The sequence below is a fragment of the Gordonia otitidis genome, from assembly GCF_020735545.1.
In the GTDB taxonomy this organism is placed as follows: Bacteria; Actinomycetota; Actinomycetes; order Mycobacteriales; family Mycobacteriaceae; genus Gordonia; species Gordonia otitidis.
Genome location: NZ_CP085974.1, coordinates 2,867,563 through 2,893,719, shown reverse-complemented (window position 1 = coordinate 2,893,719; position 26,157 = coordinate 2,867,563). Strand labels below are relative to the sequence as shown.

The window sequence follows — 26,157 nt, the reverse complement described above, 5'->3', positions numbered from 1 at the left end:
TCAGGCAAGACCGATATCGGCGAGCCCGAGCAGAGACCGGTAGGGCACACCGAGTTTCGTGATCACCTGGTCTGCGCCGGTGGCTCGGTCGACGACCGTCGCAACCCCCACGACAACTGCACCGGCTTCACGCGCGGCTTCGACCGCGGTCGCCGGCGATCCGCCGGTCGTGCTGGTGTCCTCGACGATCAGCACGGCTTTGCCCTCGATGTCGGGCCCCTCGACGCGCCGCTGCATCCCGTGGGCTTTGGCTGCCTTGCGTACCACGAAGGCATCGACGGGACGTCCCGGTGCGTGCATGATCGCCGTCGCGACGGGATCGGCCCCCAAGGTCAGCCCGCCGACCGACTGATACGCCCAGTCGGAGGTGAGTTGACGCATCAAGGCACCGATCAGTGGCGACGCCTCGTGGTGCAGCGTTGCGCGCCGCAGGTCGACGTAATAGTCGGCCTCACGTCCTGACGAGAGCGTCACCTTGCCGTGCACCACCGACAGTTCGGCGACGAGTCGCGCGAGTGCAGCGCGAGCTTCGGCGTCGACGTCGGGGGTCGAGGATGCGAAGGGCGTCGATGAAGTCACAGTGGGTTCAATCTTCCTGCTCGTGCGTCGTGGTCGGATGGCTCGAATCCGGTGTCACCATCAGTCACGACGATGGTGCCGATTAGGCCGATCGCCCGTCTCCGGCGGCTGCGCGGTTCGTGAGCGGCGCACCGGCATCGGGGTCATGCCCCGCCCCGTGGTCGGTGTCGACGGCCTGCGCGCGCCCGTCTCGCCCGCACCCTGAGCGGGTTCGCGCCGAGCACTCGGAGCTGCAGACTCCTGCGTCTGCGCGCGGGCACGGCGTTCCTTGTCGCGCATCGATTCGGTCTTCTCGTCGGCGAACTCCTCGCGTGTGGGTCCGTGCGGATCACGCGGGTCCGGCGGATCCTGCGGGTCCTGCACGGGCGGGAGTACACGAAGCAGATCCGCGAAGCGTCGCACCACTTCGAGTCCGGTGTCCAGCTGGGTCGGATCGTTGGTCAACGGCATCGACCCGAGCGCCCAATTACCCTCGTCCCACAACACCTCGACGTACGACGGCGCGTTGTTGGCCAGCGCGACCATTCGCCGGTCGCACACACGGCGGGCCACGTCGAGATCGTTGGAGAACATGACGCGCGGACCCATCGCCCCGAGTAATTCGACGTCGTCCTCGGCCGGCGCGAGTACGTCTTCGTGACGCAGGTCGACGATCACGTTCGACGGCGTGCTGCGACGCACGGCGATCACGGTCGCGGTGTCAGCGAGGTCGAACACCACCGCTTCGGCACCACCGTAAACGCCATATGCGACATCCTGAACACCGATGTTGTCCGGTACGTTCATCGTCGCGCGATGAAACACCTTGCGCAGCTTGGTATCCGACGCGCGATACTTGAAGTCGTGGGCGTCGCCCCACACGGCGCGCTGATGGCGTGTACCGCTGGAGCGCTGCCGGTCGAGCCACAGCAACGCCGCCGCGCCGACAAGCGCCACGGCTGCGATCACGAAATAGACGATGGTCATCGCGCTATAGCCTACTTCAGGGTGCTCACACCCCGCGTGACCCCGCGACACGTCGCGCCAGCAGGCCGATCAGACAACCGACGCACCGGTCGACCATCCGCTGCGGATCGAGCTCACCGGCCCGACGCCACGTACCCACGATGCTTGTCGACGACGTTGCGCAGCGCTGCCGACAACTCCGCTCCGTGAGATGCGGGCCCCGTTTCGACGTACCGTCGCAGGTTGTCGAGGACCTGATCGGCGAGTTCGTCCCGCCAACCGACCACGTCGCCGCTCATGTGCGCCGAGATCGCCACGTTGTCGCAAGACCACAGCGGACTGTCGGCAGGGAGTGGTTCGGTGACGAAGACGTCGAGCGATGCCGCACCAATGCCACCGTCGAGCAGGACGTCGGCGAGTGCCTGCTCATCGACGAGCCTGCCCCTGCCGACGTTGACGAGGTGCGCGTCGGATCGCATCGCTTTCAGCACGGAGGCATCGATCATGCCGTCGGTCTCGGGCGTGAGCGGCGCCACGACGACGACGTTGTCGAATTCTCCGACGTACTCGACGAGGTCGTCGGTCGCCCGCACCTCACCGAAGTCGGGATCGTCGTCGCGCACTCTGCGGCCGGCACCTGTGACGCGCATGCCGACCGCGCGCAGCAACCGCGCGATTGCCCGGCCGATCCCTCCGGTACCGATCACGAGTACCGACGATCCCGCCGTTCTGGTCGTTTCGCGCCACACCCATTCGTGCGCGGCCTGCAGTCGCGCCGAGGTGTGCAATTGCTTGTCTCGAGCCAGAATCGACGCGAGGACGAATTCTGCGATCGGCTGGTCGAAGACGCCGTGCGCGTTGGTAACGACGATGTCGGAGTCGGCCAACTCGCCGAACAGCAGTGAATCGACGCCTGCCGCGCAGACGTGCACCCACCGCAACGATTCCGTGGCGGTGCCCCAGTTGTCGCGCAGGGCACGGGAGAAGAAGTCCCACACCACGAGGACGTCGGCGCCCGGTAGCGCCTGTGGCAGGGTCTCGACGGTGCACTCACGCACGTCGGCGAGCGCTTCGAGCTCCGTCAGGTTGTACGGATTCGGTGCATCGTCGGCACCGAGCAGGACGAGGGTGGGGCGCACACGCGCGGGCGACACGGGTTCGGACATCCCCCCACCGTAGGCATTCGCCGTCGTCCCGGCAGCGTCAATGTCTAATTGTTGACAATCCGACGATCCGGGTACACCGTGTACCCATGACCGTCGTCGAATCGCCCCGCGTCCTCGCTCAGCAGACCGCTTCGCTCTCGCCGATCCTCAAGCAGGCGACACCCGTGATCGTCGACCACGCCCTGGGCTCCTGGATCCACGGCACGGACGGACGCGACTACCTCGACTTCACCACCGGGATCGGCGTCACCAGCACGGGTCACTGCCACCCGCGGGTCGTGGCAGCGGCCCAGGAGCAGTGCACCCGGATCATCCACGCGCAGTACACCACCGTGATGCACCAGCCGCTGCTCGAACTCACCGACAGGCTCGGTGCGGTACTGCCCATGGGGCTCGATTCTGTCTTCTACGCCAACTCCGGCTCCGAGGCAGTGGAAGCTGCGGTGCGTCTGGCACGCATGGCCACCGCGAAGCCGAACATCATCGTCTTCCAGGGCGGATTCCACGGGCGCACGGTCGCAGCGGCCAGCCTCACCACCGCGGGCACCCGATTCTCGGCGGGTTTCTCACCGCTCATGGGCGGCGTCCACATGGCACCGTTCCCCTACGCCTACCGCTACGGCTGGGACACCGACACCGCAGTCGACTTCGCGCTCAGAGAACTCGACTACCTGCTCACCTCACGGGTCGCACCCAACGACACCGCGGCATTCCTCATCGAACCGGTCCTCGGCGACGGCGGTTACCTCCCGACGCCGCCACGATTCCTCGCAGGACTCCGCGAGCGCGCCGATCGTCACGGCATCCTGCTCGTCGTCGACGAGGTGCAGGCGGGTTTCGGTCGAACAGGCAAGTTCTGGGGGCATCAACACGCCGACGGCCTGACGCCCGACATCCTCATCACCGCAAAGGGTCTCGCATCCGGCTTCCCCATCTCGGCGATCGCGGCACCGACAGAGTTGATGAGCAAGGCGTGGCCGGGATCTCAGGGTGGCACCTACGGTGGCAACGCTGTCGCGGCGGCAGCCGCCGTCGCGACGCTCGACGTCATCGACGACGAAGGACTCGTCGAGAACGCCCGTGTCCGCGGTGAGCAGTTGCTGAGCGGCATCCGCGAAGTCACCGCGGGATACGACGTCGTCGGCGACGTTCGTGGACTCGGCCTGATGGTCGGTATCGAGTTCGTCGCACGCGACGGCGACGCGACGCGCCCCGACGCCGCTGCAGCTCTCGCCGTGCAACAAGCCACCACGCGCCACGGCCTGCTGACTCTCACCTGCGGTCCCGAGGGCAACGTCGTCCGCCTGATCCCGGCCCTCGTGGTCAGTGACGAGGAGATCGCCATGGGCACGAAGCGATTCGCTTCGGCGCTGGCCGAGGTCGCGGGCGAGCGCGCACGCACCGACGGTTCGTAGCCGTACACGATGGTTCTCCAGCATCTGCCGACACCGACGACCTCCACGCGAAAGGCGTCCATCCCCGCAATCGTCACCGAACTGGCCGCGCTCGGCGTCGACGTCGACGCCTCCGCGCGTCGACTGTCCGAATACTCCTACGACGCATCCAATTACCGCGTGCGGCCCACCGCGGTGGTGTTCCCGCGAAACGCCGACGACGTCGTGCTGATCGCGCAGTGCTGTCATCGACTCGGTATGCCGATCATCGCTCGAGGCGGTGGAACGTCGATGGCGGGCAACGCCATCGGCACCGGCGTGATCCTCGACTTCTCACGCCACATGACGCGCGTCAACCGCATCGACGAGGACGCCGCGATCGCCGACGTCGAGGTGGGTGTCGTGCTGAGCCACCTCGCCGCGGCGACACGCAGCGCCACGGACGGCCGTCTCACTTTCGCCCCCGACCCGTCGTCGGCGTCGCGGGCGACCATCGGCGGCGCCATCGGCAACGATGCGTGTGGCAACCATTCGGTACGACACGGTCGCACCACCGACCACGTCGAGGCATTGCACCTCGTCACCGCCGACGGTTTACGGCTGACCGCAACGCGATCGGGCGTCGAACCGACGTTCCCCGACGACCTGCCCGCTTCGGCTCGAGCCGACGAACTCACCGACGCCCTCGCCGAACTGACCAGACGCAACCTCGCGATCTTTCGTACCCAGCTCGAGCAGATCCCCCGACAGGTGTCGGGGTATCACCTGGCGCATCTTCTACCGGAGAACGGTTTCGATGTCGCGCGCGCACTCGTCGGAAGTGAGGGCACGTGCGCTCTCGTGGTCGGCGCCAGAGTCCGGCTCGTGCCTGCACCGACGTCGCAACTGCTCGTCTGCGTCGGCTACCGGTCCGTCGCCGAGGCTGCGAGAGACGTTCCCGACATCCTTCCCTTCGCTCCGTCGGCGATCGAGGGAATCGATCGGGGAATCGTCGCCACGATGGCGGCCCGCCGCGGGCCGGAGACCGTCGCAGGACTCCCCGACGGAGACTCGTGGCTGTTCATCGACCTCGACAACGAGAGCGCCGCAGCACAATCCGAGCCTGACGTACCCGCGACGGCCAAGCGGCTACTAGAGCACCTTCGCACACGGGGACGCATGGTCGACGCCGCGTTCGTCGACGACGAAACCCGCAGGCGCGCACTCTGGCGCGTCCGTGAGGACGGCGCGGGGCTGTCGGCACGCCTCGTCGATCCGGACGCCGAGGGTGAGTCTACCCATGAATCGTGGCCCGGCTGGGAGGACGCAGCCGTCGCACCCGACAGACTGGCCGACTACCTGGACGACTTCACCGCACTCCTCGACGAATTCGACCTCACCGGCGTCATGTACGGACACTTCGGCGCAGGGTGCATGCACGTGCGGATCACCTTCGACCTGCGCACCGCAGAGGGCCGTGACGTGATGTCCCGGTTCTGCACTCGGGCAGCGCAACTCGTCGTCTCACACGGCGGCTCGCTGTCGGGCGAGCACGGTGACGGGCGTGCACGTTCCGCGCTGCTTCCGATCATGTACTCCGACGCGATGCTGCACGCCTTCGCGGAGTTCTCCGAGATCTGGGATCCGACCGGCATCCTCAACCCCGGAAGCATCGTCGAACCGCGTCCCATCACCGCCGACCTCGCGCTTGCCGACGTGCCCGACCGTCAGTGGCACACGCACGGCACCAACGACTCGTCCGCGGGCTCGGTATCACTCGACCCGTTCGTCCATGCCGTCCAGGGATGCATCGGAGTCGGACGCTGCCGCACCACGAGCGGCGGTGTGATGTGCCCGAGCTACCGCGCTACGCGCGACGAGAAGGACTCGACGCGGGGCCGCGCCCGGGTACTGCAGGACATGGTGCGCACGGCCTCGAGCGTCGACTCCGGTTGGCGGTCAACCGAGGTGGCCGATGCACTCGACCTCTGCCTGTCCTGCAAAGCATGCTCGACCGACTGCCCGACCGGTGTCGACATGGCGTCGTTGAAGGCTGAGTTCCTCTCGCACCATTACCGCCGCCGACTGCGTCCGTTGTCGCACTATTCGCTCGGCTGGATGCCCGCGTGGCTTCCCGTCGCATCCGCGGTGGCGCCCGTGGTGAACCGGGCGCTCGACATACCGTTCGCGCGCGGGCTGGCAGCACGTGCCGGAGGACTCGACGCCCGCCGCGCGATGCCGCGATTCGCGGGCCGCCGCGCAGCACGCCGCACCAGGCGAGGATTACCGTCGACGCACAACGCCGACGTCGTCCTGGTCGTCGACACCTTCACCAAGGCGTTCCGGCCAGAGGTCGCGACCGCTGCCGCCACGGTACTCGGAGCCACCGGCGACACCGTGACCGCGCGCGACGACGTGTGCTGCGGCCTCACCTGGATCTCGACCGGACAACTCGATCACGCCCGAAAGGTACTGCGGCGCACCGCTGATCGACTCGACGACGGCACCGAACGCCCGATCGTGGTCGCCGAACCGAGTTGCGCCGCCGCACTGCGCACGGATCTACCCGAACTCGTCGACACACCGGCCGCGCGCCGGGTCGCGGCCCGCGTCAGCAGTTTCGCCACACACCTGCCCACGCTGGTCGACGCCGGGCTGCGCATCCCCGACCTTCCCGATGCGGTGACGGTGCAGACCCATTGCCACGAATATGCCGCGTTCGGCGCACAGTCGTCGACGAGCGCTCTACGCGCGCTGGGGGTCGAGGTCACGACCGCGGACGGATGCTGCGGGGTTGCAGGCAATTTCGGCTTCGAACGTGGCCACTACGAGGTCAGCGTCGCGGTTGCCGAGAATGCGCTGGCCCCCACGCTGCGCGCAGCTCCCGACCGCCCGGTGATCACCGACGGATTCAGCTGCGCCATGAGCGTCGACCATCTGAACGCCACCGAACCCGGCGTCACCTCCCGTGGCCGCCACCTGGCCGAGGTGCTCGCCGAAGCCCTGAACCCATCCGAGGAAGGAACCCGATGACACTCACCGAGCCCCCACGGACGGTCGTATCCGACCTGCCGACCGATCTGTTCGTCGACGGCAGGTGGGTTCCCGCGGTGTCGGGTCGACGTTTCGACGTCGAGAATCCCGCGACCGGTGAGGCCTTGACCGCCGTTGCCGACGGAACCGCAGACGACGCTCTGGCCGCCCTGCGCGTCGCTGCGGATCGGCAAGCCGACTGGGCCGCGACGAGTCCGCGCGACCGCAGCGAGATCCTCTACCGCGCGTACGAGCTGATCACCGCGCGCGCCGACGAGTTCGCCACCGTGATGACCACCGAGATGGGCAAGCCGTTCGCCGAGGCACGCGGTGAGGTCGCCTACGGTGCCGAGTTCTTCCGCTGGTTCGCCGAGGAGGCCGTTCGCGTCGGTGGTGATCATTTCCTCACCCCGGACGGCAACAACCGCGTCGTCGTGCAGCATCGACCGGTCGGGCCGTGCATTCTCGTGACCCCGTGGAACTTCCCGCTCGCGATGGGCACCCGCAAGATCGGACCGGCGATCGCCGCGGGCTGCACGATGGTGTTCAAACCGGCGGAACTCACGCCGTTGACGTCCCTCCTCCTCGCCGAGACGCTGAGCGAGGCCGGTCTGCCCGACGGCGTCCTCAATGTGGTGACCACCAGCAACCCCGGTGAGGTCGTCGGAACGTGGATGTCGTCCGGACTGGCACGCAAGGTCAGCTTCACCGGCTCGACGGCGGTCGGGAAGCTCCTGCTCCGGCAGGCCGCGGACACCGTGATGCGCACCTCGATGGAGCTCGGTGGCAACGCGCCGTTCATCGTGTGCGACGACGCCGACCTCGACCGCGCGCTCGAGGCAGTGATGGTCGCCAAGATGCGCAACACCGGACAGGCGTGCACCGCGGCCAACCGGATCTTCGTGCATCGCGACGTCATCGACGAGTTCTCCGACATGCTCACCCGACGCATGTCCGGCCTGCGGGTCGGCGACGGCATGGCCGACGGGACGGACGTCGGGCCACTCGTCGAGCGCAAAGCTGTCGACAAGGTCACCGAATTGGTCGACGACGCCGTCTCTCGCGGTGCGACCGTGCTCTGCGGAGGCACGCGCCCCGACGGGCCGGGCTACTTCTATCCGCCAACCGTGCTGCGCGACGTGCGCGCAGACTCGATGCTTATGTCCGCCGAGATCTTCGGCCCTGTGGCGGCTCTGATCCCGTTCGACGGTCAGGGAGCCGACGCCGACGACGCCGTGATCGATCTCGCGAACGCCACCCCCGCGGGTCTCGTCGGCTACGTGTGCAGCCGCGACGCCGAGCGCCTCGACGCCATCTCTTCGGGCCTGCGGGTCGGTATGGTCGGAGTCAACACGGGTCTGGTCTCCAATCCCGCGGCGCCGTTCGGCGGAATCAAGGAGTCGGGTCTCGGCCGCGAAGGCGGTCGTCTCGGCATCGAGGAGTTCCTCGACGTCGCATACACATCCACCCCGATTCGACGCCGTTGACAACCCCCTCGCTGACAACCCCCGCGATCACGACGCCCGCACTGACAACACCAAGGAGGCGATAGGTGTACCTCGGCGCCCAGCTGTTCACCGACAGCGAGTACCAGCAGCGGCTGACGCGCGTGCGCGAACGGATGGACCTGCAAGGACTCTCGGCGATCATCGTGACCGACCCTGCGAACATCTTCTACCTCATCGGGTACAACGCGTGGTCGTTCTACACCCCGCAGATGCTCTTCGTCCCGATCGAGGGCGACATGTTGTTCTTCGCGCGCGAGATGGATGCCCATGGCGCACACCGCACCACGTGGTTGCCCGAGGACCAGATCATCGGCTACCCGGAGAGCTACGTGCATCGCCCCCATGTCCACCCGTTCGATTGGGTCGCGTGGGCGCTGCGCCAACGCCATCAGATCGCGCCCGCGTCACGTGCCGGTTCAGTGGGGCTCGAGATGGACTCACACTTCTTCTCCCCCAAGGCTTATCGTGCGTTGTACAACGCGATACCGGAGTGGAAGCTGGTCGACAACTTCGAACTCGTCAACTGGGTGCGTTCGGTCAAGTCCGACGCCGAGGTGCAGTTGATGCGCCAGGCAGGCATGGTGTGTTCGGAGGCGATGCGTGCCGCCATCGAGACGATCGATGTCGGTGTGCGGCAATGCGACGCCGCTGCAGCGATCTCGCAGGCGCAGATCACCGGCACCGAACAGTTCGGTGGCGACTACCCTGCGATCGTGCCGATGATGCCGACCGGCGCCGCCGCCGACACACCCCACCTGACCTGGCACCAGGGAACGTTCACCGCGGACGAGGCCGTCGTCGTCGAGCTCTCCGGCGCCCACAATCGGTATCACTGCCCGCTCGCCCGCACCGTGGCACTGAGCACACCGTCGAAAGACCTCGACTACGTGGCGGGGGCAACGGCCGAGGGGCTCAACAATGTCCTCGAGGCGATCAAACCCGGTGTCGCCACTCGCGAACTCGCGTCGACCTGGAACTGGACCCTCGCCAAGTACGGCCTCGAAAAGCCCTCTCGTCTCGGCTATTCCATCGGGATCGGTTACCCACCAGACTGGGGTGAGCGCACCATCAGCATCCGCTCCGAGGACGAGACCATACTGGAGACCAACATGACCTTCCACATCGTCTGCGGAATGTGGATGGACGACTACGGATTCGAACTCTCGGAGTCGGTACGCGTCAGCCCCACCGGTGTGGAGACCTTCACGGGGTTCCCGCGCGAACTGATCAGGAAATGAGGTGTCAGCATGACCATCACCAACGCCACAGCGGCCCCCGCAACCGAATCCCTCCACGATGTCCGGCGCGGTGCACAGACACTGCCGCTCGCCGGGCGCGCCAAGGATCTCGTCGGCTCGATGATCGACTCGTCGACCTCGTTACTGGCGTCCCAGACACACGACATCGTGCGGTTCGCGATGGGCTCACCTGCCGACGAGGCCGTGCCGGCCGAGGAGTTCCGTCGGATCGCCGGTGAGATCCTCGACAACTCGTCGTTCACCTACGGAGCCACCGAGGGCGAGCCGCGTCTGCTGCAGCTCCTCGTCGACTACCTGGCCACCACACCCGATCCGTCGAGTCACGACCGCCTCGTCATCACAACGGGCGGGATGCAGGGACTCGACCTCGCAGCCAAACTGTTCGTCGATCCCGGCGACCTCGTGGTGGTCGAATCACCGACGTACACCAACGGCAGCGCCACCGCGCTCTCCTACGGTGCGCAACTCCTCGAGGTGCCCGTTGACGACGACGGCATGCAGGTCGACACCCTCGAGGACCTCGTGGCACGCACCAGACGGACACCCAAGGCGATCTACACGATCCCCACCTTCCAGAACCCGTCCGGGGTGACGATGTCGGAGGAGCGTCGACGTGAGCTGTTGCGGCTCGCGCATCAGTGGGGTGCAGTGATCATCGACGACGACCCGTACGGCCTGCTGCGTTTCTCCGGTGACGACGTCCCGACCTTCCAGACGCTCTCACCGGGCGATCCGTTGATCTTCTCGGTGCGCACGTTCTCGAAGATCCTCGCGCCCGGCTGGCGGGTCGGCTGGGTCGACGCCGACCCGTCGCTCCGACAGCTCCTCATCAACGGCAAGCAGGCGATGGACACGTGCACCAACGTGCCCAACCAGCACATCGTCGCCGAATACATCGCGCGTGGTGGGCTCGAAGACCACCTCGCGGGTCTGCGTGTTCTCTATCGCGAGCGCAAGGACGCGATGATCTCGTCGATCGCGCGTCACTTCGGTGACCGGGTCACCACCACAGACCCCGACGGCGGCTTCTTCCTCTGGCTCACGTTGAGCGGCGAGTTCGCCGAGATCGACACCCGGGAGTTGTTCGAGATCGCACTCGCCGACGGTGTCGCGTTCATCCCGGGTCCCGCGCTGTCCCCGACGGGTCGGTTCCGCAATGCGCTGCGGCTGTGCTTCGCGTCGAGCACCCCGGAGCGGATCGACGAGGGAATTCGACGTCTCGCCGGAACCTGCGAGAGGATGGCACAGAACAGATGAGCCGCAGCGGGTGACCGCACGCAGATCAGGGAGGTCACGCCGGTGACGGTGAGCGAATCCGAGGCGGTACTGGCGCGGATCTGTCCGAACGAGATCGCCGCGCTCACCGGTGCACTGGTGGAGGCTCCCAGCGAGAATCCCGGCGGCACCGAAGAACGCGCGGTCGCCGTCCTCGACAACGCCTGCCGCGGTGCCGGGTTCACCGTCACCACCCACGAGGTGGCACCGGGACGGCCCAACCTGATCGCAACGCTGCCCGGCGGCGACGGACCGGGACTGATGATTCTCGGCCACTCCGACGTCGTTCCCGCGGGCCCCGGGTGGAGTGCCGACCCGTATCAGGCGCGGCTGGTCGACGGCATGCTCACGGGGCGCGGTGCCGTGGACATGAAGGGCGGTCTCGCCGCAGCGGTCGCGGCGATGTCCGCGCTGGCACCGCTTGCCGCGCACGGCGGCCTGTCCGGCCCCGTCCAACTGGTGTGCACCGTCGACGAGGAAGAACACGGCGCAGGTGTCCGCGACCTCGTCGGACGGCAGGACACCGCCCGCGACTTCCTCGGCTGCATCGTCGCCGAGCCGACCGATCTTCTCGTTGTCCGCGGCTGCCGGGGAGCGTCGTATCTGGAGATCGACATCAGGGGTAAGGCGGCGCACTCCGGTAGACCAGACGACGGCAGGAGCGCGATCTACGCGGCTGCGTCGATCATCGACATCATCCGCGCCGACCACGAGTCGATGACCTCCCGAGCAGGCGGACTTCTCGGCTCGGGCACCTGGAACGTCGGAACCGTCAGGGGCGGTCAGGGCATCTCGGTGGTCGCGCCGATGGCGTCGTTGGGCATCGACCGTCGACTGATGCCGGACGAGAACGCACACGAGGTCGCGGCGTGGTTGCGCGGGCGCATCTCTGCGGCGGGCATCGACTCAGACGGCATCGAGGTCGAGGTGGCGGTCACGATGGAGATGCCGGGTTTCGAGACTGCAGCCGACCACCGGCTGGTCACCGCCGCAGTCGACGCGTTGACCGCCCTAGAGGTCGAGACATCCGTAGGGGGCTGGACCGCCGCCTGTGACGGCGGATTCGTCAGCCGCGACCTCGGCATACCCGCAATCGTCTGCGGGCCCGGCAACATCAACACACAGGCACACCAACCCGACGAGTCCGTCGCCGTCGACGACCTCGTCACCGCCGCCCGGGCCTATGCGCTGGTCGCGCTCGAACTGCTCGGCTGACTCCCCCCATCCGGCGGTCGATCACCGTCGGCCGGCTCATCGTCACCGGTCGGGCTTGTCGAGACCACCCATCTCGATCACCGCGCGCACCGCGGACCGCACGCGCGCATCCACCTCCGTCGCCGACGCCTCGGAGAACTTCCCGCCCAGGTGCAGGAAAGCCAGGCCGTGCACCAGGGACCACATGGCAGTCGCCGCCGCCTCGGGGTCGGACGTCGAGACAGCCGCCGCCACAACGGAGGTCAGATAGTCGTGAATGACGGCCACGGCTTCGGCCCGCTCGGGGCTCGCTGGATCGCACCGCTCGGCGAACATCGCACGGAACAAGCCGGAACGCTCGAGTGCGAATCGCACATAGGCGACTGCGATGTCGCCGAGATCGTCGACACTCGTAGGCGCCGCACTGGCTGCACTCAATCGCTCGGTGAGTTCGCGGTAGCCGATGGCGGCCACACTCGAGACGAGAGCCTCGCGGTCCGCGAAGTGCCGATACGGCGCGGCAGGTGACACACCAGCACGACGCGCGACCGCGCGCAACGACAGGTCAGCGGAGCCGTCCTCTTCGAGCAGTCCGATCGCCGCCTGCACCAGTGCCGCGGCGAGGTCGCCGTGATGATAGGACGCTGGCCTCGACATGGTCGACATCCTATCGGCGGCGAGCGACGCCGCGCGCGTGCTGGTGTCCCGTCAGCGAGTCGACGACGTCGTGGTCCCCTGCGGCACCGAGATGTCATCGGTGCGCTCGGGAATCGCCGTGCCGCGCAACGAGGCTCCGGCAGTCTCCTTCAAGAAGACCAGAGCGACCATACCGATCAGACACGCGCCCATCATGTAGACCGCGGGGAAGAGGTTCCACCCCGTGTCGCTCACCACCGCGTCGTTGACCAGCGGGGCTGTTCCGCCGAAGGCCGCGGTGGCCACGTTGTAGGAGATCGCGAATCCGGCGTAGCGCACCTGCGTCGGGAACATTGCAGGGAACGTCGCGGAAATGGTCGAGAGCTGCGGCACGTAGAACAAGCCGAGGATCACGAATCCCACGATCGCCCAGACGAATCCCTTACCCATCAACCAGTACAGCGGCAACGCGAGCACGAAGAGCCCGATCAGGGAGATCCACCACATCGGCTTGCGGCCGGTCTTGTCCGACGCCGCTCCGAAGAACGGGATGACCGCCATCATCGCGAGCTGTCCGATCAGCACCACGGTGGAGCCCGACGACTCGGAGAGTCCAATCGTTTCCTTGAGGTAGGTCGGCTGATAGGCGAGCAGAGTGTAGTTCGCGACGTTCAGCGCGATGACCATGCCGAACATGATGAGGATCGGCTTCCAGTAGTTGACCAACAGATCCTTGAAACGCGTGTAGGCGTTTCCGGTGATCTCGTCGCGCTTGTCGAGTTCTTGGAAGACCGGGGTGTCCTCGAGTTGCGATCGCAGATACAGACCTATCAGGCCGAGCGGCAGCGCGATCAGGAACGGGATGCGCCAGCCCCACGTCTGCATCTGGTCGTCGGTGAGCAGCACTTCGAGCAGCAACACGATCGCGGTACCGGCACTGAAGCCTGCCAGAGTGCCGAACTCCAGGAGCGAGCCGTACTTGCCGCGCTTGTTGTCCGGTGAGTATTCGGCCATGAACGTCGCGGCACCGCCGTACTCACCGCCGGTGGAGAAGCCCTGGACCACGCGCAGCGCGATCAGCAGGATAGGCGCCCACACCCCTGCCACCGCGTGGGTCGGCAGCACACCGATGAGAGCGGTTGCACCGGCGATCAGCAGGATGGTGATCGCGAGCACCGACTTTCGTCCGATGCGATCGCCGATCGGACCCCAGATCATGCCGCCGAGTGGGCGAAGCACGAACGAGATGGCAAAACCGAGCATCGTGCCGATGGATCCGAGATCACCGGGAAAGAATGCGTGTGTGAGATATGTCGCCGTCGCGGCGTAGACTCCGTAGTCGTACCACTCGGTCGCATTTCCGATTGCTGATGCGCCGATTGCTTTGCGCAGTAGTGCTTTACCTTCTCGCGATTCCGGATCGGGTGCGAGTTCCTCATAGGTTGCCGAGGAGTTTGCCGTAGCCATCTGTGCCTTCCTGGAGAAAATCAGGGCCAGTGTGTCTTACCGGTGACTCACATCGGTGGGCGGTGATCGGCTCGTGCGGTGCGACATCGGCGGACCCTCACCACATTTCTGGAAGTGAAGGGAGCATCGCCGGCCTGCTGCCTGCTACAGAGCTACTTCTGCAGGCGACACGTCGTCCCGGTCGGCGTCGCCGACCAGTCGATGCAGTCCGTCCCGCATGTGTTCGATCATCAGCACGTCGGCCGCCGCCGCATCCCCTGCTGCGATGGCGTCCACCAATGCCTGGTGTTCGTCTGTGCGTTCCTTTCCCGAGGAATAGGTTCCCCGCATCGCGCGCAAGCACATTCGCGTCTCCACGAGAATCGTGCTGTGCAAACGCGATAGTCGTTGACTCCGCGCGTGATCCACCAGTGTCTGGTGGAACCGCATATCCGCTTCGGCCATGTCTGCGCCGTTCGGATCGTCTATATGTCGCCGCATCTGCGCGACCGCCTCGCCGAGGGCTTCCACCGCTTCCGGATCCGCATGGGCTATCACCTGTTCGATCGCAGCTCGTTCGACTGCGGTTCGCGCGACATACATGTCGCGGATGTCGTCGTCATCCATCGAGACGACGAACAGGCCACGGTTGCGATGGCTGACCAGCAGCCCCTCGGCTGTGAGTCGTTGCATCGCCTCGCGCAGTGGTCCGCGGCTGACCCCGAGGTCGGCCGCGAGACCCGCTTCTGTCAATTGTGAACCGGACGGAAAGTTACCGTTCGCGATCGCATCATGCAACTTCCGAGCGATGATCGCGGGAGTCGACTCCTGTTCGATCGGCTCGAGCACCCGTCGGCGTCCCGCCGACTTTCCGCGGTGTCCGTCTGTTGCCATCGTGATCATCCTCTTCTTCGTACTCTATGCGCGCGCAAATGTCAGGGTTTCGCCGCGAGCGCCACCCATCCACACGTCGTTACATGCAGCGGCGAACTCGGTGAGGCCCTCGGTGATGGTGGCGAACACATTTCCCGGAACCCAGCCGACGTCGCCGTTGACCAGCAAGTTGTTTCGTCCGTAGAAGACAGCGAGGTCGATCAGTAGCGAGTGTTCGGATGGAGCTGCACTCGATTCGTAACCGTAAGCGGGATTGTCCAGTACACCGTCGAAGGTGAAATAGCAAAGGTCGCCGGGGATCGGCGTCACCGTTGTGTTCTCCGGCCCGGGTTCGTGTTCGGCGAATGCGGGGGTGAGCGTGTAGATCTCGTTGCGCGCGAACTTGCCGTGGAACACCTGACCGCCCAGCGGGAGCGCGTCCCACACCGCGGCGGCTGTGCGCGGGGCCTCGTCGTCGAGCAAGCGGGCTCGCGCACTGACCTCACGCGACGTGAGTGTGACAACGATGAATCTGTCGGCCACGGATCATCCTGACTTTCGTTGATGGGCAGATGAAATGATCGACGCGAAAGGCGCTGCGGTTTCGTACGCGGCAGCCACACGCAGTACCGTCGCATCGTCATGTCGAGCGCCCACAAGCTGTATCCCGGTGGGCAACAGCGATTCTCCGGATGCAGCGAGCCCACTCGGTACGGTGATCGCCGGTTGGCCGGTGAGATTGAACGGGTAGCTGTAGGGCGTCCACGACGTCCAGTCCTGCGACGACGACCCGGCAGGCACGTCGACGCCGGCCTCGAAGGCAACCGATGGCATCGACGGTGTCACCAGGATGTCGAATCTTTCGTGCAGGGCACCCATCTGCGTACCCATCGACATCCTCAGCGCAGTCGCGTCGACGTAATCCTGCGCGCTGAAGTCACGGTGTCGCTCGAGGGCTGCGAGCAATTTCGGGTCGACGAGCCGGCGTGCTGCCCCGTCGAGTGCGCCGACGACGGCGGCAGCGCCTGCGAACCACACCGTGTGGTAGGCCCACACCGGATCGTCCCAGCCGATGTCGACTTCTTCCACCTCGGCACCAAGCGACCGCAGCACCTCCACGGCTGCGTCGGTATTCGCCTGCACCGCCTCATCATTGGTTGCATAGCCGAGGTCGGGACTGTAGGCGATGCGCACTCCCACAAGACTGCCGTCGCCTGCGGCGAGCGTGGCTGCGGCCGGGTCGGGGGTCGCCGCGGCAGACCAGTCGCGTGAGTCGAATCCGCTGAGCACGTCGAGCAACAGTGCACAGTCGAAGACGGTCCGTGTCATAGGTCCGACGTGGGCAACCGGAGCGAACGGGCTCGGCGGATACATCGGCACCCTGCCGAGGGTCGGCTTGAATCCGACGATGCCGCAAAACGCGGCGGGAATCCGGATCGAGCCACCTCCGTCGGTACCGACCGAGAGGGGTCCGAGGCCTGCCGCGAGCGCGGCAGCGCTACCGCCGCTGGAGCCGCCCGAGGTTCTATCCGGCGACCAGGGGTTGCGCGTGACGCCGGTGCGCGGGCTGTCGGTCACGCCTTTCCAACCGAACTCGGGCGTTGTGACCTTCCCGAGTGGCACTGCTCCGGCTTCCCGCAATCGAGCAACGGCGGGGGCGTCGACGTCCCATGGCTGCGCTTCGGGTGTGATGGTCAGTGAGCCGCGCAGCGTCGGCCAGCCGTCGGTGAGCAAGAGATCCTTGATCGACACCGGCACACCGTCGAGGGGGCCATGAGCGGCCGACGCCGCGTATCGCGCGGCCGACTCCCGTGCCGCGCCCATCGTCGTATCCGGGTCCACGAGGCAGTAGGCATTGACCTCGGCGTTCACCTCGGCGATGGTGTCGAGTAGTTCCGCCGCGACGTCGACGGGACTGAGCAATCCGCTGCGGTAGGCATCACCGAGTTCCGACGCCGACATCGCGCGTATTGAGTCCTGCATGGTCACCTCGGGTTCCGATACGGTGTGAGAGACAATTGTTTGATTGTTGACAATCTAGTCGGGAGGACCATCCGTGACAACCGCTGCAATCGCAATTCTCTACCCGGGCCACGCTGCCGAAGACGACTACCGACTGATCGAGGACGCCCTCGGACACACGATCGAGTTGCCCGTGGTGATCACCGAGATCGACTCCGACGATCACACGGTCGGCGCCATGCGTGCTGTCGGTGAGTCCGATCGGCTCCTCGAAGGCGCTCACCGAGCACGCGCACACCAACCCGCGGCACTCATGTGGGCGTGCACCTCGGGCAGCTTCCTGTACGGCTGGGAAGGGGCCCACCGCCAGGCACAGACCCTGTCGGAGGCCACCGGACTGCCCGCGTCGTCGACCTCACTCGCATTCGCGGGTGCGTGCCACGCGCTGAGCATCGACACGGTGTCGATCGCGGCGAGCTATCCCGCCGAGGTCGCGACGGGTTTCACGACATTCCTCGGCGGCGCAGGTGTCGACGTCGTCGACCTGTTGGCCCACGACATCCTCACCGCTTCCGACGCGGGCACCCTCGACGGTGACGCGCTGTTCGACATGGTTCTCGAAGCAGACCGGCCCACGGCGCAGGCTGTTCTCGTGCCCGACACGGCGTTACACACCATTGCCTGGATCTCCGACCTCGAGCAGCAGATCGGTAAACCCGTGCTCACCGCGAATCAGGTGACAGCCTGGGAGGGTGCGAGACTTGCGGGTCTGACCCCGCACAGCGACAAACTCGGTGGATTGTTCACTGCGGCGCCGTATGCCCACGCACGAAGCGATATCCCATCCCGGCCTCGGTGAGCAGGTGCACCGGATGTGCCGGGTCGTCCTCGAGTTTGCGACGCAGACTGGCCAGGTACACACGCAGGTAGTTGGTCTGGTTGAGATACTTCGGACCCCACACGGTTGACAGAATCTCCCGCTGCCCCACGAGCTTTCCCTCATTGCGCACCAACAGTTCCAGAATCCCCCATTCGGTCGGCGTCAGGTGCACCTGCTCGCCGTGACGGGATACCTGCTTGGCACTGAGGTCGACGACGAAGTCACCCGCGTCGACGACCGGCACCTCCGACGCATCGGGTGCAGCGACCCCGCGACGCACCGCTGCACGCAGTCTCGCGAGAAACTCGTCCATCCCGAACGGTTTCGTCACGTAGTCGTCTGCACCTGCATCGAGCGCCGCCACCTTGTCGACGGACTCGCCACGCGCCGACAACACGATGACCGGCACGTTGGTCCAGCCCCGAAGCCCCTCGAGGACGGTGAATCCGTCGATGTCGGGCAGGCCGAGGTCGAGCACCACGACCTGAGGGTTCACCTTCGCCGCCGCGGTGAGCGCAGCCGCGCCGGTCGATGCCGTCGTGACGGCGAATCCACGCGCGGAGAGGTTGATCCGCAACGCGCGCAACAACTGTGGCTCGTCGTCGACAACCAGCACCCGGATTCCCTCACTCATGAGTCGTCTCCTGCGGGCAGGGAAACCACCATCGTGGTCCCACCCCCGGGGGTCTGCTCGACGCCGAGCTTTCCACCTATGGCAGCCGAGAAGCCTTGTGCCACAGACAGACCCAGACCGACGCCGCCGTCGGCTCCGTTGCGGTCACCACCTTGGACGAACGCGTCGAAGATCTGGTCACGTCGATCGGCCGGAATGCCCGGCCCATGGTCGATCACACGGATGACCGTACGCGCCGACCCGTCGTTGTCGCTCTCGGACTCCGCTGTGACCGCGACCCCACCGCCACCTCCGTGGCGCACCGCGTTGTCGATCAGATTGGCCAGCACCCGTTCGAGCAGACCTCCATCGGTGTATGCCCACATGGCGTGGAACGTGAAGGCGATCTCGGGGATCGGTCCGCCGACCCAGCTCACCGCGGTTGCCGCTCGATGTACCACCTCCACGAGGTAGGTGCGCTGCAGTTTCGGGCGCACCGCTCCGGCGGCGAGCCGGGAGGAATCGAGCAGATTGCCCACCAGCGCTGACAGATGGTCGACGGATTCCTCGATGGTCGCGAGAAGCTCGGAGGTGTCCTCCGGGCTGAACGTCACGTCGCTGGCGCGCAGACTCGACACGGCAGCTTTCGCACCCGCCAGGGGCGTCCGCAGGTCGTGACTCACCGCGGAGAGCAGTGCACGTCGCATCTCGTCGGTCTGCGCCAGCGCACGGGCCTCGGCGGCCTCGCGTTCGAGTCGACGACGCTGCACCGCTCCGGCCGCCTGGGTGGCCACCGAGGCGAGCACTCGGCGATCGCGGCCACCGAGCTTGGGCCCGCGCAACAGCAATTCGTATTCGCCGCCGGACACCGGGCACACGGTATCGGCGTCTTCGGCGCGCCGCGGCGGGTCGTCGCCCACAGCGGCGTCGACCATCGGTCCGTCGTCGACGGCGTGCACCACCGAGACGGCACTCTGGTCGTAGGTTTCGCGGACCCGCGCGAGCAGCGCCGAGACGTCGGCACCGCCGAGGACGGCGTCGGAGAACAACGCCAGCAACTCGGCGTCGCGACTGGCGAGACTGGCCTGGCGCCGCCTGCTCGCTGCCGAATCCACCAGCGCGGCAACTGCTATCGCGATCACCAGCATGACCAGGATGGTGATCAGATTGTCGGGTTCATTGATGGTGAACGTGAACCGCGGATCGGTGAAGAAGTAGTTGAGCAGTAGCCCCGACACCACCGCCGACAACGCTGCCGGTCCGATACCTCCGAGCATCGAGACCGCGAGGACCGTCACGAAGAACAACGCGGACTCGCTGGCGAACCCGAGCCAACGGTCGAGGATCGCGAGCACACCGGTCACGAGGAGTGGTACGACGATCGCGGCGACCCAGCTCAGCGGACGGTGGAATCGCGTGTCTCGGATGTCAAGGCGATTGCGGCGTCGCGTCTCGTCGTGGGTGACCATGTGGACGTCGATCTTGCCGCTGTGTGCAACGACGTTCGCGCCGACGCCCTCGTCGAACAGACGTTGCCACCGCGGTCGGCGAGAGGTGCCCAGCACCAGCTGGGTCGCGTTGACGCCGCGCGCGAAGTCGAGGAGCGTCGACGGTATGTCGTCACCGACGATCGTGTGGATACGTGCCCCGAATCCCTTGGCCAACTCGTGCAGTCGTGACAGATCCGCCGCAGGCGTCCCGACGAGTCCGTCGCCACGGACCACATGCACCACGACCAGTTCGGCGCTCGATCGCGACGCGATACGACTGGCCCGGCGCATCAACGTCGCCGATTCCGGTCCCCCGGTGATCGCCACAACCACACGTTCGCGGGCTTCCCAGGTGTCGGTGATCGCGTGTGCTGCCCGATAGTCGGCGAGATTGTCGTCGACGCGATCGGCCAGCCACAGCAGCGCCAACTCGCGTAGAGCGGTGAGGTTGCCCTGCCGGAAGTAGTTCGAGAGCGCTCCGTCGATGCGTCCGGCCGGGTACACCTTGCCCGCGCTGAGGCGTTGGCGCAGCGCCTGGGGGGCTATGTCGACCAGTTCGATCTCGTCCGCGGCACGCACCACGGCGTCGGGAACGGTTTCACGCTGGATGACGCCGGTGATCTGCGCGACCACGTCGTTCAGGCTTTCCAGATGCTGCACGTTGACGGTCGTCAGCACGTCGATGCCCGCGTTGCGCAGCTCTTCGATGTCCTGCCACCGCTTGGCGTTTCGAGATCCCGGAGCGTTGGTGTGCGCGAGTTCGTCGACCAGTGCGACCCGTGGGGCACGTGCCAGCACGGCATCGAGATCCATCTCCTCGAGGACCGCGCCGCGATAGACCTCATCGCGGCGCGGGATCTCCTCGAGTCCCTCGGTGAGCGCAGCCGTGGCCGACCGGCCGTGTGACTCGACCACCGCGATCACCACATCGACACCCTCGTCGGCGAGACCTCGTGCATGCGAGAGCATTTCGTAGGTCTTGCCGACACCGGGCGCACACCCGAGGAAGACTTCGAGCCTTCCCCGGGCGTCGGCACCTGAACCCATGGACGTGAGTCTAATCAGGGCTGACGGTCGACCGGCGCGACGTGCTCGTCCACACCGACCGGCCCCTCACCCGGTGATCGGTGCTCATTTGCACGCCGTGTGTCCCAGCGCGAGGTTCACCTCGAGGACGTTGACGCGCTCCTGCCCCAGGAATCCCCACTGCCTGCCGGAGGTATGGGCGTCGACGACCTCACGAATCGCACTCTCCGACTTCCCGGTGTTGCGCGCGATACGCGGGACCTGGATCGCCGCGTACTCCGGACTGATCTGCGGGTCGAGGCCCGACCCGGAACCGGTCACCGCATCCGCGGGTACCGCCGACGGTTCGACCCCCTCACGCTGCGCTATCAGCGCACGCCGTGCGGCGATGTTGTGTTCGAGGGTCTCGCTGTTGGGTCCCTGGTTGCTCGCGGCCGATGCCGCCGGATCGCCGGTGGCCATCGGGTCGTCGGCCGACCCGAGTACCCGAGAGTGCAGGAAGGTGTCGGGCGCCCCGTTCGGTGCCTTCGGATCGAGCCCGATGAGCGTCGACCCTGCGTTGCAACCCTTCGCGTCGGTCACCTGTGAGCCCTCCGCGGAGTTCGACCCCACGCGCGACGCCGCCCAGACGACAGTCGGGTAGGCGACGCCGAGAATGACGGTCAGCGCCGCGAGCATCGCGAATGCCACGACGCACTGCCGGATGAATCCGGACGTGATGGTGTTCATGAGCGATTACCCCATTCCCGGGAGAAAGCGAACGACGAGATCGATGAGCCAGATCCCCACGAACGGGGTGATCACGCCACCGACGCCGTAGATGAGTAGGTTGCGCCCCAACAACTTCGACGACGAGCTGGGCCGATACCGCACACCGCGCAGTGACAGCGGGATCAACGCCACGATGATGAGCGCGTTGAACACCACCGCCGACACGATCGCCGACTGGGCCGAGTGCAGCCGCATGATGTTGAGGGTGTCGAGCTGCGGATAGATGCTCACGAACATGGCCGGCAGGATGGCGAAGTATTTCGCGAGGTCGTTGGCCAGCGAGAACGTCGTGAGCGCGCCGCGGGTGATCAGCAACTGTTTGCCGATCGCGACGATGTCGATGAGCTTGGTCGGGTCGGAGTCGAGGTCGACCATGTTGCCGGCCTCCTTGGCAGCCGACGTCCCGGAGTTCATCGCGACGCCCACGTCGGCCTGCGCGAGCGCGGGCGCATCGTTGGTGCCGTCGCCGGTCATGGCGACCAGACGACCACCGGACTGTTCGGCACGGATCAAGGCCAGCTTGTCCTCCGGCGTCGCCTCGGCGACGAAGTGATCGACACCCGCTTCCTCCGCGATCGCCCGTGCGGTGAGCGGATTGTCGCCGGTGACCATGACGGTGCGGATACCCATCTCGCGCAACTGCGCAAAGCGTTCCGTCATGCCGGGTTTCACGACGTCCGAGAGCTGGATGACGCCGAGCACGCGCGGGGCGTCGACCACGGCCGTCGTCCCCCGTGTTGACGCCGAGACCTCACCGTTCACGGCAACGACCAGGGGGGTGCCGCCGCGGGTCGAGATCTCGGCGACACGCTCGGTGACCTCACGTGGCATCGTCCCGCCGAGCGCGGTCACCCATCGCGCGACGGCATCGGCAGCGCCCTTGCGGTACTCGACCGTGGTATCGGCTCCCGCGTACACGTCGATACCGCTCATCCGCGTCTCCGCGGTGAAGGGCACCACCTCGTACTCGGGATGCTCGTGCCCGCGGGTGGCAGCGAGTGCTTCCGCATCGGCGGGCACGACGTCGTGCTCGTCGAGACACAGTTCGACGATGCTGCGGCCCTCCGGTGTGTCGTCGGCGAGACTGCACCGGTAGGCGACCTCGGCGAGCTCTGCAGTCGACGTACCCGGCCCAGGGACGATCTCGGTGGCCCGCCGATTACCGAAGGTGATGGTTCCCGTCTTGTCGAGGAGCAGGGTGTCGATGTCACCTGCTGCCTCCACCGCTCGTCCCGACATGGCGAGTACGTTGCGCTGCACCAGGCGATCCATGCCCGCGATGCCGATCGAACTGAGCAGTGCCCCGATCGTCGTCGGGATCAGACACACGAGTAGCGCGATCAGTTTGATGGCGTCCGGGCTCTGGCCCGCATACTGCTGCATCGGTCCGACGGCGACCACCGCGAGGAGGAAGATCACCGTCAGGCTGGCGAGCAGGATGTCGAGCGCGATCTCGTTGGGTGTCTTCTTGCGCGACGCCCCTTCGACGAGCGCGATCATCCTGTCGACGAAGCTGTCGCCGGGTGCGGCAGTGATCTTGACGACGATGCGGTCGCTGAGCACCACGGTGCCACCGGTCACCGCGCACCGGTCACCACCCGATTCACGCACCACGGGCGCGGACTCACCGGTGATGGCCGATTCGTCGACGGTCGCGATGCCGTCGACGACGTCCCCGTCACCTGCGATCACCTCGCCTGCCTCGACGACGATGAGGTCGCCGACCGTCAGCGCGGTGCCGGACACCTGCGAGATCGATCCGTTCTCGTCCAGTCGCCGGGCCATCATGTCGCGCTTGACCTTTCGTAGCGAGTCGGCCTGCGCACGACCACGCCCCTCGGCGACGGCCTCGGCCAGGTTGGCGAACAGCACCGTGAACCACAGCCATGCAGCGATCAACCACGCGAACCACGACGGTCGCCAGATGGCGAGCACCGTGGTCACGATCGAGCCGATGTACACCACGAACATCACCGGATTGCGAGCCTGATCGCGCGGGTTGAGTTTCCGCAGCGCCTGCGGAACCGAGGTGAGGAGTTGTCGTGGGTCGAACGATCCACGTGAGACGAGTTGTGTCTCGTCCTGCCCGGCCGACGCCTCCTCGGACGTCACGTCGGATTCGATGGTGTTGACGCTCACAGAAGTGCCTCCGCGATGGGTCCCAGCGCCATGGCCGGGAAGAAGGTGAGACCGGCGACGAGAACGATCGTGCCGAGCAGGAGTGCGCCGAAGAGCACCCCGTGTGTGGGGAGATTGGCTTCGGCCCTGACGGCTTCCTGCCGCTCGAGGACCGCAACGACCCCACTACCGCCGGTTGAGCTGCCCACGCCGGTTGAACTGCCCCCGCCGGTTGAGCTTGTCGAAACCCCGCCGGTCGAGCTGCCCACGCCGGTTGAGCTGCCCTCGCCGGTTGAGCTGCCCCCGCCGGTTGAGCTGCCCTCGCCGGTTGAGCTGCCCTCGCCGGTTGAGCTGCCCTCGCCGGTTGAGCTGCCCTCGCCGGTTGAGCTGCCCTCGCCGGTTGAGCTTGTCGAAACCCCGTCGGCCGAGACCACACCCCGCGGCCGTTGCCGTCCGAGCAACCCGGCGAGCGCGAGCACGAACACGATCGGCAGGAACCGGCCGAACAGCATGGCCAAGCCGAGTGACGTCTGGAACCAGTCGCTGGTGACGGTCAGGCCACCGAACGCGCTGCCGTTGTTGTTGGCTGCCGATGCGTAGGCGTAGATCACCTCGGAGAAGCCGTGGATCGAGCCGGGCGTACCGGGGGCGCCGCTGTTGCCCTGAGCGTCGAGAGTGGAGCTCATGGCCACGCTGATCCCGACCCCGACCAGCACGAGGGCAGGCATGACCAGCACATACAGTGCGGCCATGGTGATCTCGTTCTGCCCGATCTTCTTGCCGAGGAACTCAGGCGAGCGCCCGACGAGTAGCCCGCCGACGAACACGGTCACCACAGCCATCATCAGGATTCCGTAAAGCCCTGTACCGACTCCGCCCGGCGCGACCTCGCCGAGCAGCATGTTCCAGATCACCGCGCCACCGCCGCCGGCCGAAAGGCTGTCATGTGCGGAATTGACTGCGCCTGTGGACGTTCCGGTCGTCGACACGGCGAACAATGCGCTTCCGGGAATACCGAATCGCTGTTCCTTGCCCTCCATCATCGCGCCGGCCGCCTGTGCCGCCAGTCCGTGTGCGTGCGACTCGAAGCTCCACACGAGTGCGAGCATCACGCCCCAGATCGTCGCCATCACACCGAGCAGTGTCAGCCCCTGGCGACGGTCGCGCACGAGCGTCCCGTAGGCGCGGGTCAGGCATACCGGAATGATGAGGATCGCAAGGATTTCCACGACGTTGCTCAACGGCGTCGGATTCTCGAATGGGTGCGCCGAATTCGCCGAAAGGGTTCCGCCGCCGTTGGTGCCGAGTTCCTTGATCGCTTCCTGAGAGGCGAACGGCCCGACCATACTCTGCGCATGCTCACCCGACATCGTCGTGAACCCGAAACTGCTGTGCCACGACTGCACCACACCCTGAGTGAGCAGGATCGCCGCGACGATCACACTGAGCGGCAGAAGGATTCGGACACAGGTGCGAGTCAGATCGACCCAGAAGTTGCCGATCAACCCGTTACCGCGTCGATTCACCAATCCCCTGATCAATGCGACCGCCACTGCCATCCCGACCGCAGCCGACACGAAATTCTGCACCGCGAGGCCGAGCATCTGCGAGAGATTGCTCATCACGGCCTCGGGCGAGTACGACTGCCAGTTGGTGTTCGTGACGAATGAGATCGCTGTGTTGAAAGCCGTCGCCGGGTTCACGCCGCCCTTGCCGTCCGACCACGGCAAGACTCCCTGCAGACGCTGCAGCAGGTAGAGGAACAGGAACGAGATCAGCGAGAACGCCAGGACCGCAAGGGTGTATCCCACCCACGTCTGTTCACGCCGCGCATCGACACGGGCCAGCGAATAGATCGCGCGCTCCGGCAAAAGGTCGCGTGTGCTTCGGTACACACGCGCCATGTAGTCGCCGAGCGGCACATAGACGGCTGCGAGCACCACGATGACGAATGCCACCTGGAGCGCCGCCGCAACGGAAGAACTCACGAACACAACCTCTCGAACTCGG

General features: G+C 66.3%; 20 protein-coding genes. 7 read left to right on the top strand and 13 right to left on the bottom strand.

The window, feature by feature from the left end:
• From pyrE to LK459_RS13230, 3 genes are all read right to left on the bottom strand, one after another.
• The gene (gene pyrE / locus LK459_RS13240) at nt 1–579 is read right to left on the bottom strand and encodes an orotate phosphoribosyltransferase (protein WP_007238482.1); all 579 of its coding nucleotides are present in this window, start codon (nt 577–579) and stop codon (nt 1–3) included.
• 60 nt (nt 580–639) lie between these two features.
• Complete coding sequence (locus tag LK459_RS13235) at nt 640–1,545, bottom strand: type III secretion system chaperone family protein (RefSeq protein ID WP_227918786.1); 906 nt, start codon at nt 1,543–1,545, stop codon at nt 640–642.
• 113 nt (nt 1,546–1,658) lie between these two features.
• A complete protein-coding gene (locus LK459_RS13230; protein ID WP_227918784.1) occupies nt 1,659–2,690 on the bottom strand; it encodes a D-2-hydroxyacid dehydrogenase in 1,032 nt (343 codons plus the stop codon).
• An 86-nt stretch (nt 2,691–2,776) separates the two neighbouring features.
• On the opposite strand from LK459_RS13230, the gene LK459_RS13225 reads away from it, so the two are divergent.
• The 6 genes from LK459_RS13225 (at nt 2,777) to LK459_RS13200 (ending at nt 12,353) form a co-directional block, all read left to right on the top strand.
• Nucleotides 2,777–4,105, top strand: a complete 1,329-nt coding sequence (locus LK459_RS13225) for an aspartate aminotransferase family protein (protein ID WP_227918782.1) — start codon at nt 2,777–2,779, stop codon at nt 4,103–4,105.
• A gap of 9 nt (nt 4,106–4,114) precedes the next feature.
• Nucleotides 4,115–7,096, top strand: coding sequence for an FAD-binding and (Fe-S)-binding domain-containing protein (locus LK459_RS13220; RefSeq protein ID WP_227918780.1), 2,982 nt, complete (start codon nt 4,115–4,117; stop codon nt 7,094–7,096).
• Complete coding sequence (locus tag LK459_RS13215) at nt 7,093–8,583, top strand: NAD-dependent succinate-semialdehyde dehydrogenase (RefSeq protein ID WP_227918779.1); 1,491 nt, start codon at nt 7,093–7,095, stop codon at nt 8,581–8,583. Before LK459_RS13220 ends, LK459_RS13215 begins: the two co-directional genes overlap by 4 nt.
• Nucleotides 8,584–8,648: 65 nt before the next feature.
• A complete protein-coding gene (locus tag LK459_RS13210; RefSeq protein WP_227918777.1) occupies nt 8,649–9,842 on the top strand; it encodes a M24 family metallopeptidase in 1,194 nt (397 codons plus the stop codon).
• Between the two features lie 9 nt (nt 9,843–9,851).
• On the top strand, nt 9,852–11,120 hold the full coding sequence (locus LK459_RS13205) for an aminotransferase-like domain-containing protein (RefSeq protein ID WP_007238781.1): 1,269 nt from the start codon (nt 9,852–9,854) through the stop codon (nt 11,118–11,120).
• Between the two features lie 42 nt (nt 11,121–11,162).
• Nucleotides 11,163–12,353, top strand: a complete 1,191-nt coding sequence (locus tag LK459_RS13200; RefSeq protein ID WP_227918775.1) for a M20 family metallopeptidase — start codon at nt 11,163–11,165, stop codon at nt 12,351–12,353.
• A 42-nt stretch (nt 12,354–12,395) separates the two neighbouring features.
• On the opposite strand, the gene LK459_RS13195 is transcribed toward LK459_RS13200, so the two are convergent.
• From LK459_RS13195 to LK459_RS13175, 5 genes are all read right to left on the bottom strand, one after another.
• Nucleotides 12,396–12,989 carry a TetR/AcrR family transcriptional regulator gene (locus tag LK459_RS13195; RefSeq protein WP_227918773.1) on the bottom strand — a complete coding sequence of 198 codons (594 nt, stop codon included), beginning with the start codon at nt 12,987–12,989 and terminating at the stop codon, nt 12,396–12,398.
• A 51-nt stretch (nt 12,990–13,040) separates the two neighbouring features.
• On the bottom strand, nt 13,041–14,435 hold the full coding sequence (locus LK459_RS13190) for an MFS transporter (RefSeq protein WP_007238784.1): 1,395 nt from the start codon (nt 14,433–14,435) through the stop codon (nt 13,041–13,043).
• Between the two features lie 144 nt (nt 14,436–14,579).
• The gene (locus LK459_RS13185; protein WP_007238785.1) at nt 14,580–15,317 is read right to left on the bottom strand and encodes a GntR family transcriptional regulator; all 738 of its coding nucleotides are present in this window, start codon (nt 15,315–15,317) and stop codon (nt 14,580–14,582) included.
• 15 nt (nt 15,318–15,332) lie between these two features.
• The gene (locus LK459_RS13180) at nt 15,333–15,830 is read right to left on the bottom strand and encodes a DUF3830 family protein (protein WP_007238786.1); all 498 of its coding nucleotides are present in this window, start codon (nt 15,828–15,830) and stop codon (nt 15,333–15,335) included.
• Nucleotides 15,831–15,833: 3 nt separating this feature from the next.
• Nucleotides 15,834–17,270, bottom strand: a complete 1,437-nt coding sequence (locus LK459_RS13175) for an amidase (RefSeq protein ID WP_227918772.1) — start codon at nt 17,268–17,270, stop codon at nt 15,834–15,836.
• Nucleotides 17,271–17,343: 73 nt separating this feature from the next.
• Between LK459_RS13175 and LK459_RS13170 the strand changes: the two genes are divergently transcribed.
• A complete protein-coding gene (locus LK459_RS13170; protein WP_227918770.1) occupies nt 17,344–18,108 on the top strand; it encodes a maleate cis-trans isomerase family protein in 765 nt (254 codons plus the stop codon).
• On the opposite strand, the gene LK459_RS13165 is transcribed toward LK459_RS13170, so the two are convergent.
• From LK459_RS13165 to kdpA, 5 genes are all read right to left on the bottom strand, one after another.
• Entirely contained in the window at nt 18,053–18,763 is a 711-nt protein-coding gene (locus LK459_RS13165) for a response regulator (RefSeq protein WP_007238789.1), read from the bottom strand. The two genes, LK459_RS13170 and LK459_RS13165, sit on opposite strands and share 56 nt — an antisense overlap.
• Nucleotides 18,760–21,279, bottom strand: coding sequence for a sensor histidine kinase (locus LK459_RS13160; protein ID WP_227918759.1), 2,520 nt, complete (start codon nt 21,277–21,279; stop codon nt 18,760–18,762). Before LK459_RS13160 ends, LK459_RS13165 begins: the two co-directional genes overlap by 4 nt.
• A gap of 84 nt (nt 21,280–21,363) precedes the next feature.
• The gene (locus tag LK459_RS13155; protein WP_227918758.1) at nt 21,364–21,987 is read right to left on the bottom strand and encodes a potassium-transporting ATPase subunit C; all 624 of its coding nucleotides are present in this window, start codon (nt 21,985–21,987) and stop codon (nt 21,364–21,366) included.
• 6 nt (nt 21,988–21,993) lie between these two features.
• Complete coding sequence (gene kdpB / locus LK459_RS13150) at nt 21,994–24,168, bottom strand: potassium-transporting ATPase subunit KdpB (protein ID WP_407648584.1); 2,175 nt, start codon at nt 24,166–24,168, stop codon at nt 21,994–21,996.
• Nucleotides 24,165–26,135 carry a potassium-transporting ATPase subunit KdpA gene (gene kdpA, locus LK459_RS13145; protein ID WP_227918756.1) on the bottom strand — a complete coding sequence of 657 codons (1,971 nt, stop codon included), beginning with the start codon at nt 26,133–26,135 and terminating at the stop codon, nt 24,165–24,167. Before kdpA ends, kdpB begins: the two co-directional genes overlap by 4 nt.
• Nucleotides 26,136–26,157 lie beyond the last annotated feature (22 nt).